The following is a 16,008-nucleotide window of genomic DNA, read 5'->3' as shown; positions in this document are numbered from 1 at the left end:
AATCGACCTCGACGCGACCTGTACCAAGCGATTGTTGCGTTGCGGCCCTTCACGGCCCGGGCGAGAATGTTTATATTTGAACAATAAAGGCGAAGTGCGTCACGAGCCGTGGGCGCTGGCGCCAAGGATGGAGACCGCCATGACCGCATGCATCGTTGGCTGGGCGCATTCGCGCTTCGGCAAGCTTGAGGGCGAGACGCTCGAAAACCTGATCGTCAAGGTCGCGACGGACGCGCTCGACCATGCCGGCATCGGCCCGGACGAGGTCGACGAGATCGTGCTCGGCCATTTCAATGCCGGGTTTTCGGCGCAGGATTTCACGGCAAGTCTGGTTCTCCAGGCGGACGACCGGCTGCGCTTCAAGCCGGCGACACGCGTCGAGAACGCTTGCGCCACCGGTTCGGCGGCGGTCAGGCAAGGCATCCGCGCCATCGATGCAAACGCCGCCCGCATCGTGCTGGTGGTTGGCGCCGAGCAGATGACGACGACGCCCGGGCCCGAAATCGGCAAGAATTTGCTGAAAGCTTCCTATCTGCCCGAGGACGGCGAGACGCCAGCCGGCTTCGCCGGCGTCTTCGGCAAGATCGCGCAGGCCTATTTCCAGCGCTATGGCGACCAGTCGGATGCGCTCGCCATGATCGCTGCCAAGAACCACAAGAATGGCGTCGACAATCCCTATGCGCAGATGCGCAAGGATTTCGGCTATGACTTCTGCCGGCAAGAGAGCGAGAAAAACCCGTTCGTCGCTGGACCCTTGAAGCGCACCGACTGCTCGCTGGTCTCCGACGGCGCTGCTGCCCTTGTCCTTGCCGACACGGCAACGGCGCTGAAGATGCGCCGCGCGGTCGCCTTCCGCGCCAACGAGCATGTGCAGGATTTCCTGCCGATGTCGAAGCGCGACATCCTGACCTTCGAAGGTTGCGAACAGGCCTGGACCCGCGCGCTGAAGAACGCCGGCGTCACGCTCGACGATCTCTCCTTCGTCGAAACGCATGACTGCTTCACCATCGCCGAATTGATCGAGTATGAAGCGATGGGACTGGCCAAGCCGGGTGAGGGCGCCAAACTGGCGCTGGATGGCACAACGGCGAAAGACGGCCGCCTGCCGGTCAATCCCTCCGGCGGACTGAAGGCCAAGGGCCATCCGATCGGCGCCACCGGCGTCTCCATGCATGTCTTGACCGCCATGCAGCTTGTCGGCGAAGCCGGTGGCATCCAGGTGCCGGGCGCGAAACTCGGCGGCATCTTCAACATGGGCGGTGCGGCGGTCGCCAACTACGTTTCCATTCTCGACCGGATCAGGTAAACCGCCCCGGCATTCGCGGGAGGTAGCATGGCAAATCCGGTTCTGATCGAAGTTTTGCGCGGTGCCATTGTCGAGAGCGCCCATCGCGGCGCCGTTGCCGTCTTCGATGCCGACGGCAAGCCGGTGCTGGAGATCGGCGATACGTCGAAGCCGGTCTTTCCGCGTTCCGCCGTAAAGGCGATCCAGGCCCTGCCGCTTGTCGAAACGGGTGCCGCGGATGCCTATGGCTTCGGTGACCGCGAACTGGCGCTGGCCTGTGCCTCCCACTCCGGCGAGCCGGCGCATGTCGAACTGGCGCGGTCCATGCTGGCCAGGGCCGGGCTGGACGGGTCGGCGCTCGAATGCGGGGTCCACTGGCCCTCGAACCATGACGCCGAGATTGCGCTCGCGCGTGCCGGCGGCTCACCGAATGCGCTGCACAACAATTGTTCCGGCAAGCACTCCGGTTTCCTCTGTACCTGCGTCCATTCGGGCATCGCGCATCGCGGCTATGTCAGGCCGGATCACGCCCTGCAGGAAATGGTGCGCGACGCCATGCAGGCAGTCACCGGCGCTGTGCACGGCCCCGCCGAACGCGCGATCGACGGCTGCTCGATCCCGACCTACGCGGTGCCGCTCAGGAGTTTCGCGCTCGGCTTTGCCCGCATGGCCACGGCCCAGGGCTTTGGCCCGGAGCGGGCGAAGGCCGCGAAGCGGCTGCTTTCGGCCTGCATGGCGGAGCCGTTCTTCGTCGCCGGCACCGGCCGTGCGGACCTGTTGCTGATGGAAGCCGCTCCGGGGCGAATTTTCGCGAAAGGCGGGGCCGAGGGCGTCCACTGTGCCGCAATTCCGGAACTCGGCCTCGGCATCGCGGTCAAATGCGATGACGGTGCCGGGCGCGCCGGCGATGCAATCGCCGCCGCGGTCCTCGCCAGGCTGCTGCGGGCGGACGAGGCCTTGGCGGCGAAGCTGCTCGAACTGGCGAATGCGCCTATCGAAAGCCGGATTGGCGCCAAGGTCGGGGCGCTGAGGCCGACGCCGGCCCTGAATTGAAGGTGGTAATCAGCTGACGCGGTTGCGCTCGACGGTCAAGTGCGCATAGCCGCTGCTGCTGGTCTGGGTGAGGTCTGATGTCACCGGCTCGGCCCAGCGCTGGCCGATGACCGCTCCGTTCGACGCGCCATCGATGACGTTGTCGGAGATGACGGCCGTGCCGGCACCTTCGACCACACTGACGACGATGCCGGTGCCTGCCTTGCGAATGATGTTGCCGGTGGCCACGACGTTGCGCAGATACGGCCCCCAGCCGATCGACATGCCGTAGAGCGGCGCGTTCTCGATGACATTGTTGGAAGCGACGGTGTCGGCCTCGACGGCGATGCCAACGCCGAAGCCGGGTGGATCCGCGGTGTAGGGGCCTGATGTCGACAGATTGCGCACGATGTTGCCGGAGCAGACACCCATGCGGCCGCCCTCGTTGAAGTTGACGATCGAGATGCCGTTGGCGGCACCGTCGACGATGTTGTTGGAGATGACGGCGCCCTCGAACGAGAACTCGGAATAGACCGCGGTCTCGCCCGAGCGTGAGCAGGTGTTGCCCGATACCTGCAAATTGCTGGAGCTGTTGGCCCGGATCGCCGAGAAGGCGCAGTCGGAAACCACATTGCCCGAGATGACGACATTGCCAGCGCGGAAGGCATTGATGCCGTTGCCGTTCTGCCCTGTACCGCCGCTGCGCGCGCCAATGCGTTCGACGCGGTTGCCGGTGACCATGGTGCCGTCTTCCGCAGCTTGCCAGCGATGCACCAGGATGCCGCCATTGGCGCAATCGGAGACGGTGTTGCCTGATATCGCCAGCCCTGCGGCCTCCACCGAATAGATGCCGGCGTCCGCCGCCCCCGATATGTCCGAACGCTCGATCCGGCCCGTCGCATGTTCCAGCGCCAGCCCATTCTTGCCGCTGCCCGTGATCTGGCAGTTGCCCACCACCAGATGCGCCACCCGGCGCAGATCCAGCAGCCCTTGCGCGTAGTCGCCCATAGAGCGATTCGCGCCGTCGAAAACCAGTCCGCTGAGTTCGATATGGTCGGCCTGTTCGGCCATGAACAAATGGCCATCGCCGCCATAGACGATCCGCGTCGCGCCCGGCACGCCGGAAAGACGCACGCGGCCAGGCAGCGAGAGATTGGAAACCACATAGGTGCCGGGCGGCAGGAAGACCGGCATGTCGCGGCCGTTCGCGTCGCGCAGCAGCTTGGCGAAGGCCTTGCTCTGGTCGTCAAACGTACCGGGCTGGACGCCAAGTTCGGTGGCGTTGATCGAGCCGCGCATCGAGGCTTTCTCGATGCCGGTCAGGCTGGCGGCCGCCGCCTTGCCGAGCGCGAGGCCCATGACGGCAAAGCCGGTGGTCTGCGTCAGCAGCGTTCGTCTGTTCAACATCGGCACAGAATCCCAGTGTTCAGCCCCGACACCGCAGGAATCATGCCAGACGTTCAACGCGCCTCTTCTCGGCGGCAATGACTTGTCGGGCAGCCACTCGGCGCCTAAGTTCAGGGGATGAGCAGAGCTTTTACCCGCGAAGAAGACAGCGAAAACGCCATCGCCGGTGTTGGCGAGCGGCCGATCAGCACGCACCGCAACCTGGTGACGGAGCGCGGCCTTGCGCAGATCGACGACAATCTGGCCGATCTGCGCGATATCATGGCGAAAGCGGAGCGGAAAGCCGATCGCGAGCGCATTGCGGTCGTGTCGCGCGACCTGCGCTACTGGACCGCGCGGCGCGAGAGTGCCGAGCTTTCCGTGCCGGAGCCCGGCAGCGATGTCGTCCGCTTCGGCATGGGTGTCACGCTGCAAAGTGACGACGGCAAGAAGGTGCACTGGAAGATCGTCGGCGAGGATGAAGCCGATCCGGCCAAGGGCAGCATCTCGCACGTCTCGCCTATGGCGGTCGCGCTGTTCGGCAAGAAGGTCGGCGACGTGGCCAGCGTCAACGGCAAGGAGTGGGAGATCGTCAAGCTCTCGGAGAGTTAGTCCTCAAGCTTGACGACATGGTCGCGGAAGAATGCGGCCGCACCCGCTTCGTCGATCTCGCCGGCAGCGACCATCATCACCAATTGGATGATCTCTTCCTGTTCGGCTTCGATGCTTAACCCGTTGAAATACAGAAACAAGTCGGCCGCAGCGAAGGCCGTGCGCTTGTTCCCATCGACGAACGGATGGTTCTTTGCGATGCCGAAGAGATAGGCGGCAGCGAGTTCGCTCAGATCCGGCTCGCCATATGCTTCTTTCTGTTGCGGACGTGCGAGCGCCGATTCCAACAGGCCTTCATCGCGGATCCCCGACGCGCCGCCGTGAAGACGCAACTGCTCGGCATGCATCGCCTCCACGAACTCTCGCGAATGATGTGCCGTCATTTTGCGAGCGCGCGGTAGGCAACCTCGTATTTCCTCATCCGCTCGCGCGCTACCTTCATCTTGCGCTCGAATTCTTCGGCAGAATCTTCCAATCGGCGCAAGCGAAGCTCTTGACCTTCCTGGACGACGACCACGTTGTCGCCTGTCTTGAGATTCAATCGATCGAGAAGCTCTTTCGGCAGAATCACGCCGTCCGAATTACCGATCTTGCGAATTGTGGTGTTCATGATGAAACATCCTGTTGCAACGCTAATTATAACGCGGTGCGCCGGGTGTTGCAACAGATATTATAACAGATTCGTCACGAGGATAGCAGCCGATCCAGCAGCCGCTCCGCCGCTTCCGGAATGACCGTGCCCGGCGGGAAGATTTCCGCCGCGCCGGCTTGCAGCACCGCATCATAGTCCTGCGGCGGAATGACGCCGCCGGCCACGATCAGCATGTCGCCGCGGCCGAGCTTCTTCAGCGTGTCGCGCAATTCTGGGATCAGCGTCAGGTGACCCGCTGCCAGCGATGAGGCGCCGATGATGTGGACGTCATTCTGGACAGCCAGTTTCGCGATCTCTTCCGGCGTCTGGAACATGGCGCCGACGGTAACGTCGAAGCCGAGATCGGCGAAGGCCGTGGCGATCACCTTCTGCCCGCGGTCGTGGCCGTCCTGTCCCATCTTGGCCACGAGGATGCGCGGCTTGCCGCCGTTTTTCTTTTCGAAGGCACCGAGCTTGTCCTGCAGGCGGTCGACCACCGGACTGTCGCCAAGCGCCTTGCGGTAGACACCGGAAATGGTCTGCACCGTGGCCACATGGCGGCCATAAGCTCTTTCCAGGGCGAACGAGATTTCGCCGACAGTGGCATTGGCGCGCGCGGCGCGGATGGCGAACTCCAGGAGGTTGTCCTCGCTCTGTGCGGCACGGGTCAGCGCATCGAGCGCGCTTTCGACGGCGGCGACGTCGCGCGTGCCCTTCAGCCGTTGCAGCTTCGAGAGTTGCCGGGCCCTGACCTCGGCATTGTCTATCTTCAGCACGTCGACCTCGATATCGGTCCCGGGGCGATGCGCATTGACGCCGACCAGCATCTGCTCGCCGGAATCGATGCGCGCCTGCGTGCGGGCGGCGGCTTCCTCGATGCGCAGCTTGGGTATGCCCTTTTCGATCGCCGCCGCCATGCCGCCGAGAGCCTCGACCTCCTCGATATGGGCGAGCGCACGCGCCGCCAGATCATGCGTCAGCCGTTCGAGATAGGCCGAACCGCCCCACGGATCGATGATGCGCGTGGTGCCGGATTCCTTCTGCAGGACGAGTTGCGTGTTGCGGGCGATGCGCGCCGAATGGTCGGTCGGCAGCGCCATTGCCTCGTCGAACGAGTTGGTGTGCAGCGACTGGGTATGCCCCTGGGTCGCGGCCATCGCCTCGATCATGGTGCGGATGATGTTGTTGTAGGGATCCTGCGCCGTCAGAGACCAGCCGGAGGTCTGGCAATGGGTGCGCAGGGACAGCGACCGCTCGTCCTTTGGCGCGAAGTTCTTTTTCATCAGCGTCGCCCACAACAGGCGTGCGGCCCTGAGCTTGGCCACTTCCATGAAGAAATTCATGCCGATCGCCCAGAAGAACGACAGGCGCGGCGCGAAACGGTCGATGTCGAGCCCCGCCGCGACGCCGGCGCGGGCATATTCGATCCCGTCGGCGATCGTATAGGCGAGCTCCAGGTCGGCGGTCGCGCCGGCCTCCTGCATGTGATAGCCGGAGATCGAAATCGAATTGAACTTCGGCATGTTCTTCGAGGTGTAGGAGAAGATGTCCGAGACGATCCGCATCGAGGGCTTCGGCGGATAGATGTAGGTGTTGCGGACCATGAACTCCTTCAGAATGTCGTTCTGAATGGTCCCGGCCAAATCCTTCTGCGCGACGCCTTGCTCTTCCGCCGCCACGATGTAGAGCGCCATGATCGGCAGCACCGCGCCGTTCATCGTCATCGACACGGTCATCTCGCCGAGCGGAATGCCGTCGAACAATTGCCGCATGTCGAGGATGGAATCGATAGCCACACCCGCCATGCCGACATCGCCGGCGACGCGCGGATGGTCCGAGTCATAGCCGCGGTGCGTGGCGAGATCGAAGGCAACCGAAAGGCCTTTCTGGCCGGCGGCAAGGTTGCGCCGGTAGAAGGCGTTGGATTCTTCGGCGGTCGAGAAACCGGCATATTGCCGGATGGTCCAGGGTTGCTGGACATACATGGTCGGGTAGGGGCCGCGCACGAAGGGCGGCAGGCCCGGATAGGTGTCGAGATGCGACAATCCCTTGAGGTCGGCCTGACTGTACAGCTGCTTGACGACAAGGCCTTCCGGCGTTGTTCGCTGTCCCTTGACCTCGACAGGCGCGCGGCGCGGCGGCACCCAGCCGATCTGACTGAAATCCGGAATCAAGAAGCGGCCCCGATGGATTGATCGATGCGGACCGGAGACAACGCTTCGCACAGGACGACGCCCTCGGTGAAGGCAGGTCGCTTCTCTGCGTCCAGCGTCTCGACCGGGCGCTCGCTTTTCAACGGATAAAGCGTGGCGCCGACAATGGCCCGCTCGTCTGACTTGAAGGCTATGGCGCGATGGGCGGCGGCGTTGCGGACGCGCTGCTGGATATGTCCGTCCCGAAGGCTGGACAGCACGCCACCCTCAGCCTCGATGGCCTGTAATTCCGCCCACGCGGCTTCGCAAAGGTCTGAGGTGAGCGCTTCGACGGCGCCGGAGCCATGGGCGGGATCGGCGACATGATCGACATGGCTTTCATTGGCCATGATCAGCTGCGCGTTGCGCGCGACGCGGCGGGCAAAGGCCGCCGGCAGGCCGTGCGCGATCGTATGCGGCAGGATTGAGATCGAATCGGCGCCTCCCGCCGCCGCGGCGAAGCAGCCGATCGTCGTGCGCAGGATGTTGGTTTCGGAATCCAATGCCGTCATCATGCGAAATGATGTCTCGGCATGGATGTTGGCCGTGGAATTGGGGATCGAGCAGGCCTCCTGCACCCGTGCCCACAGCCTGCGCAGGGCTCGCACCTTGGCCATCGACAGGAACTGGTCCTGGTCGACGCTGAGCGCGAAACCGATATGAGGCGCGGCATAGACGAGCGGCTGCCGCGCCTTCTCGAACATTCGCAGATACGAGACCGCCGAGGCCAGCATGATGCCGAGTTCCTGCGCTTCCGTGGCGCCGGCATTGTGGAAGACGCGACCGTCCGCCTCCAGAAGCACACCCGGAACGCCCATCGAGAAGAAATGCGCCAGCGATTGCGGCATGGATTCCTGCAGCGCCTCGATCGACATGCGCAGCCGGCCGGTGCCGGCGAGGATAGCAGCCGGATCGATGCCGAAGGAAAGGTTGAGCTTTGCCGGATCGGAGCGGCGCTTGCTCAGGAACGCCACCAGCCAGTCGGCCATGGGGCGGCTCCAGGGGTGGGTGTCGATACGGATCTGGACCCGGTTGAGGGGCACGCCCTCCAGCACCGTCTCGAGCGCCTGCGCCGTCCTCGGCAGGCCGTAGCCAAACGCGTTCGGGGCGCCCTCGAAGACGAGCGACAACCCCGTCGCGCCCTGGGCGACATCTTCCAGGACCTGCCTCTTGGCGCGTTCGACATCGGGGTCGTCGACGCGCTGGCTGACGATCCACGGCGATTGAGGATTGGCGCGCACGATCGGTTCCGTTCCGGTCGCGCGTTCATAGAGCGGCTCGACGCGGATATTGTCGTCGGTATGCGAGACCAGCTTTTCCTCGAAGGAGGCGCCGGCCAACGCTTTTCCCGCCAGCGTCAGCCATCGCTGACGCTCCGCATTCGTTGGCTCAACATCCCTGGTCAAGGCTCCGGCGCCCATTCATCGTCCTCATTCTATATGGCCGCACCAGCCCGGGCAGCTCAATCTACGGTCCCCGGTCAGTTATCGCAATGCACGCCCAAGGCTTGAATTCGACCCACCTGATATTCGATCCACCTGATATAGGTCGCTTGCGTGGACGGACCATGAACGATTGCCAAACACCATCGAAATCCGCAAGTTCCAAAATCCGATTTTGGCGATTGGTCCGATTTGGACGATAGCCCTGATTGGACGATTGGTCCTGCCTTGGACAATTGTCATTGTCGCTGTGCGGCAGCCTCACTATACCATCGGGCAAAGGCTGGCTTTAGACACATCAGTTTTGCGGAGACCCGAGCTATGGCTGACGACACCAGTATTTTTATCGGCGCCAGCCGCAAGCCCGACGACAGCTATCAGCGCGCCGAAAACCTGCTGCTGCAATACGGAAATCGCCATGGCCTGGTGACCGGCGCCACCGGTACGGGCAAGACCGTCACCTTGCAGATCCTGGCCGAGGGATTTTCCAACGCCGGCGTTCCGGTCTTCTGCGCCGACATCAAGGGCGACCTTTCCGGTATCGCCATGATAGGCACCGCCCAGGATTTCCTGGTCAAGCGGGCAGAACAGGTCAAGCTCGACCCTTACGACTTCCAGGAATTTCCCGTCATCTTCTGGGATCTGTTTGGCGAGCAGGGTCACCCCATCCGCGCCACCATTTCGGAGATGGGACCGCTGCTTCTGTCGCGGCTGATGAACCTGACCGACGCGCAGGAAGGCATCATGAACATTGCCTTCCGCATTGCCGATGAAGAGGGCCTTCTTCTCCTCGACCTCAAGGACCTGCAGGCGCTGCTCGCCAACATCGCGGAGCGCGCCGAGGAAATCAGCGCCCGTTACGGCAACGTCACCAAGCCGTCGGTGGGGGCGATTCAGCGCACGCTGCTGGTACTTGAGCAGCAGGGCGCGGCGAACTTCTTCGGCGAGCCGGCTTTGCGCATTGCCGACATCATGCGCACCACCCGCGACGGTCGCGGCGCCATCAGCGTGCTGGCCGCCGACAAGCTGATGATGAATCCGCGCCTCTACGCGACGTTCCTGCTCTGGCTGATGTCGGAGCTGTTCGAGGAACTGCCGGAGGTTGGCGACCCCGACAAGCCGAAGCTGGTGTTCTTCTTCGACGAGGCACACCTCTTGTTCGACGAGGCGCCGAAGGTGCTGATCGACCGGGTCGAGCAGGTGGTCCGCCTGATCCGCTCGAAAGGCGTCGGCGTCTATTTCGTCACGCAGAACCCCTTGGATATCCCCGAAAAGGTCCTGGCCCAGCTCGGCAACCGCGTGCAGCACGCGTTGCGCGCCTACACGCCCCGCGAGCAGCAGGCGGTGAGGACGGCGGCCGAAACCTTCCGGCCCAATCCGGATTTCGACTGCGCCATCGCCATCACCCAGCTCGCCACCGGCGAGGCCCTGGTCTCGACCCTGGAGGCCAAGGGCATTCCGTCCATGGTCCAGCGCACGCTGATCCGTCCGCCGTCATCGCGGCTTGGACCCATCACCCCGGCCGAGCGGCAGAAGCTGATCGGGGAAAGCCCGGTCACCGGCCAGTATGACCAGGTTATCGACCGCGAATCGGCCTTCGAAATGCTGCAGAAGAAGGCCAAGCAGGCGCAGGACGCCGAGGCGCAGGCGCAGCAGGCCGGCACCGGCGGCTCGCGCTGGACCATTCCAGGCTTCGGTAATGACGATCCCGCGCCGCAGTCCGGTGGCCGGCGCGCGCCGGCGCCGCGCCCCTCCAATCGCCAGACGGTGGCCGAGGCCGCGATCAAGTCGGTGGTCCGCTCGGTCGGCTCGTCGGTTGGACGTGCCATTGTGCGCGGGATTCTGGGTAGTTTGTCGCGGGGACGGTAGGATCGGGGCAGCCGCAACGCCACTGCCCCCTGAAACTCAGAAGCACCTGAAACTCAGAAGATCGCGTTCGTGACCGCTTTGACTGGGCCGAGCAGCACGGATCCATCCGGCACGCCGGCATCGATCGGGATCGCCTTGTGGTTGGCCGTCGCCACCATCGGCTGGCGAGCGTCGCTGGTCACGATGACCGGCGTCTTCGAGGGCACGCGGTCATAAAGGTCGATAATGTCCTGGTTCATCAGGCGCACGCAGCCCGACGACACCGATTTGCCGATCGAGCGCCATTCCGGCGAGCCGTGCAGGCGATAGAGCGTGTCCACATTGCCCTGGAAGAGATAGAGCGCACGTGCGCCGAGCGGGTTCTTTAGGCCGCCGGGCATGCCGCCATTGTCGGCGCTGTACTGCTTCAATTCCGGCTGGCGGGCGATCATCTCATCCGGCGGCGTCCACTTCGGCCATTTCTGCTTCCACTGGACGACAGCGTCGCCCGACCATTCGAAGCCGGCGCGGCCAAGGCCGACACCATAGCGAATGGCCTGGCCGCCAGGGCGAACCAGATAGAGGAAATGGCCTGTCGTATCGACGACGATGGTCCCCGGCTTCTGCCCGGTCGGGTCGGGTACGATCTGGCGCAGGAACTGCGGATCGATCCTGTCGACGGGGATGGCCGGCAGATCGAAACCGCCATCGTTGACCGCAGCGTACATCGACGCATAGTCGGCGAGCGGAGGCTCGACATACGTTGGTGGCGGCGGCGGCTCGACTGGTCCCGGTCCGGTGGTGGCGCATGCGGAAACCGCGATCGAGGCGGCGCCCAGGGCTGCGGCGTTGAGGAAGCCGCGACGGCTCAGGCGATAGGATTCGATTTCGGTTATGGACATGGCTGCCTTCTTTAAGACTCAAATCGCAACAAAGCGTCAACACGCGACGTTCGCTGCGGGTGCCTGACAACACCTGAGGCGATAGGCGGTTCCGATTCTGGCTCGAACGTGGACAAACAAAGGCGAAGCTGTGACTGCGCCGCCACTGTGGCGCTGGGGCCACAGGTCAGTTAGGCGCCGGATACGAGTGCCTCCAACGATGGCAGGATCAGGGCCGGTGGCAAGTCCTGGTATTCCTCCGGCTGGTTGGAGCGGTTGATCCAGACCGTGCGGAAGCCGAATTTGGTGGCGCCCGCAATGTCCCAGCGATTGGAGGACTGGAAGGAGACCGCGCCGGGATAGAGGCGCCATCCGGTGGCGACCATGTCGTAGACAACAGGATCGGTCTTGAAGCGACGCACCGCGTCGACCGAATAGATGTCGTCCAGGACTTGGTCGAGTGCCGCCGACTTGACCGCTGCCTGCAGCATTTCGGGCGAACCGTTGGAGAGGATCGCCAGCCTGGCGCCCGAAGCCTTGAGCGCTTTCAGCACGGCCGGCACTTCGGGATAACAGTCCAGCCGCCAGTAGGCTTCCAGAAGTTTCGCCTTGAGGCTCGGATCGGCCGAAGGGACCTTGCGCAAGGCGAAGTCCAGCGCCTGTTCGGTCAGCTGCCAGAAATCGGCATAGGCGCCCATCAGCGTGCGAACCCAGGAATACTCGAGCTGTTTGGCGCGCCAGATTTCGGACAGGAGTTGGCCGTCCGGGCCGATCGCGTCCGCATGGCGGCGCACGGCGGCGTGCACGTCGAACAGCGTGCCATAGGCGTCGAACACGTAGGCGGCGTATTGCATGGCAACAGTTTTGAGGCGAGGCGGGACAAGGTGCAAGCCTTGATTGCAGCGCACCCGTCGCTGGCCTCAACAAAACTCCCCGATGCTGGTTGACGGCGGCGGTCAAAGCGTCATCCAATGTTGTCACAAGATTGACCGGAACGGGAAAACGCGATGACACTGGCGGCGGCGGCGCAATCCGCGACATGGACTTTCGTCGATGGCGATTGGTACGAAGGCAATGTCGCCGTTTTGGGGCCGCGCAGCCATGCCATGTGGCTGGGCACCAGCGTGTTCGACGGGGCGCGCTGGTTCGAAGGCGTGGCGCCAGATCTCGAACTCCATGCCGCACGCGTCAATGCCTCGGCGATCGGGCTTGGGCTGGCGCCGAACATGACGCCCGAGCAGATCGTCGGGCTGACCTGGGACGGATTGAAGAAATTCGACGGCAAGACGGCGGTCTACATCAGGCCGATGTACTGGGCCGAGCATGGCGGCTACATGGGCGTGCCGGCCGATCCCGCCTCGACCCGTTTCTGCCTCTGCCTCTATGAATCGCCGATGATCTCACCGACCGGCTTTTCGGTGACCGTGTCGCCATTCCGGCGCCCGACCATCGAAACCATGCCGACCAACGCAAAGGCCGGCTGCCTCTATCCCAACAACGGCCGCGCCATCCTCGAGGCCAAGGCGCGCGGCTTCGACAACGCGCTTGTGCTCGACATGCTGGGCAATGTCGCGGAGACCGGAAGCTCGAACATCTTCCTGGTCAAGGACGGCCATGTGCTGACGCCGGCGCCGAACGGAACCTTCCTGTCCGGCATTACCCGCGCGCGCACGATGACGCTGCTTGGCGACTATGGGTTCACGACGACTGAAAAGACGCTGTCGGTGCGGGATTTCCTCGAAGCGGACGAAATCTTCTCGACCGGCAACCACTCCAAGGTGGTGCCGGTCACCCGCATGGAGGGCCGTGATCTGCAACCCGGCCCGGTGGCCAAGAAGGCACGTGAACTCTATTGGGAGTGGGCGCGTTCGACCTCGGCTGGCTGAGATAGCCGGCCTTTTTGTCGCCGCGCGGCTGGTCACAGGAAAAGCATGTGACAGTTCCCGGGAACCCGCTTAGAAAGGGACCGGCGCTTCACTTCCGGAGTTGCTCCAGCTCAATCCCGACCTATCTTACTCCGGTATCCACACCGGATTTTCCACGAGGGAGTACTACCCATGGCTTTCGAATTGCCCGCTCTGCCCTACGACTATGAGGCCCTGCAGCCCTATATGTCCAAAGAGACGCTGGAGTATCACCACGACAAGCATCACAAGGCCTATGTCGACAACGGCAACAAGCTCGCCGCCGAAGCCGGCCTTGGCGATCTTTCGGTCGAAGAGGTGGTCAAGCAATCGTTCGGCAAGAATGCCGGTCTCTTCAACAATGCTGCCCAGCACTACAATCACATCCATTTCTGGAAATGGATGAAGAAGGGCGGCGGTGGCAACAAGCTCCCTGGCGCGCTGCAGAAGGCTTTCGACAGCGATCTCGGCGGTTACGACAAGTTCAAGGCTGATTTCATTGCCGCCGGCACAACGCAGTTCGGTTCGGGCTGGGCCTGGGTTTCGGTCAAGGACGGCAAGCTGGCGATATCGAAGACGCCGAACGGCGAGAACCCGCTGGTTCATGGCGCATCGCCGATCCTCGGCGTCGACGTCTGGGAGCACTCCTACTACATCGATTATCGCAACGCCCGGCCGAAATACCTCGAGGCCTTCGTAGATAGCCTGATCAACTGGGATCACGTGCTTGAACTCTACGAAAAGGCGAATGCCTGATCAATCTTCCGAAAGGCCCGGCACTCCCGGGCCTTTTCTTTTCGTCTCGAACCCCACGGCTAGGGTCATGCAATTTCATGCGGGAGAATGGGAATATTCCACCTCCCGCATCCGTTAACGTCCTGTCCTGAAATGCCTTCACCACGGAGCCAAATGAATGAGAAAGCTTGTCATCGCCATCTCCATGCTCGCACTCGCCGCATCGGCGGCCTTTGCCGATCCGATCCTCGATCGGCAGGCTCTGATGAAGGAACGCGGAAAGATCGTCGGCGGCCTGTCGAAAGTGGTCAAGGGCGAGGAGCCCTTTGATGCCGCCGCGGTGCTGACGCAGTTGCAGGCACTGCAGGCAAATGCCGAGAAGTTCGACGTAGAGGCCTTGTTCCCGAAGGGCACCGACACCGGCGACACCACGGCGGCGCCAAAAATCTGGGAAGACATGGCCGGCTTCAAGGCGACCGAGGACAAGTATCTCGCCGATGTCAAGGCCGCGGTCGCGGCGGCTCCGGCCGACGTCGATGCGCTGAAGACGCAGATCGGCACCATCGGCTCGGACTGTGGTACCTGCCACCAGGGCTACAGGGTCAAAAAGGGCTGATCGCCAGCCATGGCATGGCTGAAGAAGCTCGTCGGCGCGGCCCTCGTCCTGGGCGTCGCCGGCGCGTCGGCCGGGTGGCTGCTGTCGGCACCGGTCACGCTTGATGCGGCGACCCTGGCGCAACTCGGCCCAGGCGATGTTGCCCGGGGCAAGCGCATCTTCTATGCCGGCGGCTGCACCTCCTGCCATGCCAAGCCCGGGTCGCAGGGCGATGCACGGCTTCAGCTCATAGGCGGGCTCGAACTCAAGACGCCATTCGGCATCTTTGTTCCGCCCAATATTTCGCAAGATCCTAAGGACGGCATCGGCGCATGGTCGGCCGGGGATCTCGCTAACGCCATGCTGAAAGGTGTGTCGCCTTCGGGCGAGCATTTCTATCCGGCATTCCCCTATGCCTCCTATGCTCGCATGAAACCGTCAGATGTCGCCGACCTTTACGCTTTCTTGAAGACGCTTCCCGCCGTCGCCGGCAAGGCGCCCGGCAATTCGCTGGCGTTCCCGTTCAGCATCCGGCGCGGCATTGGCCTGTGGAAGCGGCTCTATCTCAGTGACAAGCCTGTCGTGCCCCTGCCTGATGGCGCGCCAGACCCTGTGATGGCAGGCCGCTACCTGGTCGAAGGACCGGGCCATTGCGGCGAATGCCACACGCCGCGCGACCTCGCTGGAGGCACCAGGAAAAGCGAATGGCTGGCCGGTGCGGTGGCCGCCGAGGGCTCGGGCGTCGTGCCGAACATCACTTCGGGCGAGGGAGGTATCGGCAGCTGGTCCGCGTCCGACATCGCAAACTACCTCGAAACCGGATTCACGCCGGACTTCGATTCCGTCGGCGGCGCCATGGTCGACGTGCAGCGCAACATGGCCGAGCTGACGGCGGACGACCGTGCGGCGATTGCTGCCTATCTGAAGGCGGTGCCGCCGCATCCCAACGGCTATCCGGCGCGCAAGAAAAGTACGAACTAATCCTCGGACTGCAGGTGGCGATCGCCGAGGAAATCGAAGCCCGTTTCGAAGAAAAGGTTGTAGTTGCAGGTCATCTCCTCGCCAGGCGCGATGTCGCGCAAGGCGTAGGTCTCCTCGGGCGACGAGACATCGCAATTCGGCTCGTCGTCATGGTTCATGTAGCGGGCGTCGTCGGCTTCGAAGACGATATAGGCGGGATCGCGACGGTCGGGGTAGGAATAGCGGTCGAGGTAGTTCTTCACCGGCCCGGTTTCGCTCTCATAGGTCTCGACGTCGATGATCCGATCGAACCGGGGGTCGAGCTTCCAGACCAGCGTGCCCTTGGCAATATGGTTCTTGGCAAACACACCGATGCCCTGGATCGGCGATTTGTCGAGATAGACGTCGACGAGCAGCATAATGGACCCTTGTGCAAGTGCGGACTTCGTGCCCGGGAAAATCGTGCTTTGGGTAGCGCGCGACCGTCGCAATTGCGAGCGGAAAT

16 protein-coding genes are annotated in these 16,008 nt (G+C 63.3%); 8 read left to right on the top strand and 8 right to left on the bottom strand.

Annotation, left to right across the window (positions count from 1 at the left end; translation table 11 throughout):
• Nucleotides 1–139 precede the first annotated feature (139 nt).
• The gene (locus tag FJ527_RS18840; protein ID WP_140823813.1) at nt 140–1,306 is read left to right on the top strand and encodes an acetyl-CoA acetyltransferase; all 1,167 of its coding nucleotides are present in this window, start codon (nt 140–142) and stop codon (nt 1,304–1,306) included.
• A 27-nt stretch (nt 1,307–1,333) separates the two neighbouring features.
• Entirely contained in the window at nt 1,334–2,338 is a 1,005-nt protein-coding gene (locus FJ527_RS18835) for an asparaginase (protein ID WP_140823812.1), read from the top strand.
• Nucleotides 2,339–2,347: 9 nt separating this feature from the next.
• On the opposite strand, the gene FJ527_RS18830 is transcribed toward FJ527_RS18835, so the two are convergent.
• Nucleotides 2,348–3,724: a TIGR03808 family TAT-translocated repetitive protein gene (locus FJ527_RS18830; RefSeq protein ID WP_140823811.1), complete on the bottom strand. Its 1,377-nt coding sequence runs from the start codon at nt 3,722–3,724 to the stop codon at nt 2,348–2,350.
• 117 nt (nt 3,725–3,841) lie between these two features.
• Between FJ527_RS18830 and greA the strand changes: the two genes are divergently transcribed.
• A complete protein-coding gene (gene greA / locus FJ527_RS18825; RefSeq protein WP_140823810.1) occupies nt 3,842–4,315 on the top strand; it encodes a transcription elongation factor GreA in 474 nt (157 codons plus the stop codon).
• Here the strand turns inward: greA and FJ527_RS18820 are convergent.
• The 4 genes from FJ527_RS18820 to FJ527_RS18805 all read right to left on the bottom strand — a co-directional run bounded on the left by FJ527_RS18820 (nt 4,312) and on the right by FJ527_RS18805 (nt 8,559).
• Nucleotides 4,312–4,698: a type II toxin-antitoxin system death-on-curing family toxin gene (locus FJ527_RS18820; protein ID WP_140823809.1), complete on the bottom strand. Its 387-nt coding sequence runs from the start codon at nt 4,696–4,698 to the stop codon at nt 4,312–4,314. The genes greA and FJ527_RS18820 overlap by 4 nt on opposite strands.
• On the bottom strand, nt 4,695–4,925 hold the full coding sequence (locus FJ527_RS18815) for an AbrB/MazE/SpoVT family DNA-binding domain-containing protein (protein WP_015318661.1): 231 nt from the start codon (nt 4,923–4,925) through the stop codon (nt 4,695–4,697). The genes FJ527_RS18820 and FJ527_RS18815 overlap by 4 nt, the downstream gene beginning before the upstream one ends.
• 74 nt (nt 4,926–4,999) lie before the next feature.
• Nucleotides 5,000–7,120, bottom strand: coding sequence for a methylmalonyl-CoA mutase (gene scpA, locus FJ527_RS18810; protein WP_140823808.1), 2,121 nt, complete (start codon nt 7,118–7,120; stop codon nt 5,000–5,002).
• Nucleotides 7,117–8,559, bottom strand: a complete 1,443-nt coding sequence (locus FJ527_RS18805) for a methylmalonyl-CoA mutase subunit beta (RefSeq protein ID WP_140823807.1) — start codon at nt 8,557–8,559, stop codon at nt 7,117–7,119. The genes scpA and FJ527_RS18805 overlap by 4 nt, the downstream gene beginning before the upstream one ends.
• 342 nt (nt 8,560–8,901) lie before the next feature.
• Between FJ527_RS18805 and FJ527_RS18800 the strand changes: the two genes are divergently transcribed.
• Complete coding sequence (locus tag FJ527_RS18800) at nt 8,902–10,449, top strand: helicase HerA-like C-terminal domain-containing protein (protein WP_140823806.1); 1,548 nt, start codon at nt 8,902–8,904, stop codon at nt 10,447–10,449.
• 53 nt (nt 10,450–10,502) lie between these two features.
• Here FJ527_RS18800 and FJ527_RS18795 read toward each other — a convergent pair whose 3' ends face one another.
• Both FJ527_RS18795 and FJ527_RS18790 read right to left on the bottom strand, forming a co-directional pair.
• The gene (locus tag FJ527_RS18795; protein WP_015318657.1) at nt 10,503–11,330 is read right to left on the bottom strand and encodes a L,D-transpeptidase; all 828 of its coding nucleotides are present in this window, start codon (nt 11,328–11,330) and stop codon (nt 10,503–10,505) included.
• A 170-nt stretch (nt 11,331–11,500) separates the two neighbouring features.
• On the bottom strand, nt 11,501–12,163 hold the full coding sequence (locus FJ527_RS18790; RefSeq protein WP_140618589.1) for a haloacid dehalogenase type II: 663 nt from the start codon (nt 12,161–12,163) through the stop codon (nt 11,501–11,503).
• Nucleotides 12,164–12,316: 153 nt separating this feature from the next.
• On the opposite strand from FJ527_RS18790, the gene FJ527_RS18785 reads away from it, so the two are divergent.
• From FJ527_RS18785 to FJ527_RS18770, 4 genes are all read left to right on the top strand, one after another.
• A complete protein-coding gene (locus FJ527_RS18785) occupies nt 12,317–13,195 on the top strand; it encodes a branched-chain amino acid aminotransferase (protein WP_140823805.1) in 879 nt (292 codons plus the stop codon).
• A 171-nt stretch (nt 13,196–13,366) separates the two neighbouring features.
• The gene (locus tag FJ527_RS18780; RefSeq protein ID WP_015318654.1) at nt 13,367–13,969 is read left to right on the top strand and encodes a superoxide dismutase; all 603 of its coding nucleotides are present in this window, start codon (nt 13,367–13,369) and stop codon (nt 13,967–13,969) included.
• 157 nt (nt 13,970–14,126) lie between these two features.
• Nucleotides 14,127–14,564, top strand: coding sequence for a cytochrome c (locus tag FJ527_RS18775; RefSeq protein WP_015318653.1), 438 nt, complete (start codon nt 14,127–14,129; stop codon nt 14,562–14,564).
• 9 nt (nt 14,565–14,573) lie between these two features.
• On the top strand, nt 14,574–15,524 hold the full coding sequence (locus FJ527_RS18770; RefSeq protein ID WP_140618581.1) for a cytochrome c: 951 nt from the start codon (nt 14,574–14,576) through the stop codon (nt 15,522–15,524).
• On the opposite strand, the gene FJ527_RS18765 is transcribed toward FJ527_RS18770, so the two are convergent.
• Nucleotides 15,521–15,922, bottom strand: a complete 402-nt coding sequence (locus FJ527_RS18765; RefSeq protein WP_015318651.1) for an SET domain-containing protein-lysine N-methyltransferase — start codon at nt 15,920–15,922, stop codon at nt 15,521–15,523. The two genes, FJ527_RS18770 and FJ527_RS18765, sit on opposite strands and share 4 nt — an antisense overlap.
• Nucleotides 15,923–16,008: the final 86 nt, after the last annotated feature.

Source organism: Mesorhizobium sp. B2-4-18 (assembly GCF_006441385.1).
Taxonomy (GTDB): Bacteria; Pseudomonadota; Alphaproteobacteria; order Rhizobiales; family Rhizobiaceae; genus Mesorhizobium; species Mesorhizobium australicum.
The sequence above is the reverse complement of the archived record's forward strand: the minus strand, read 5'-3'. Positions and strand labels throughout refer to the sequence as shown.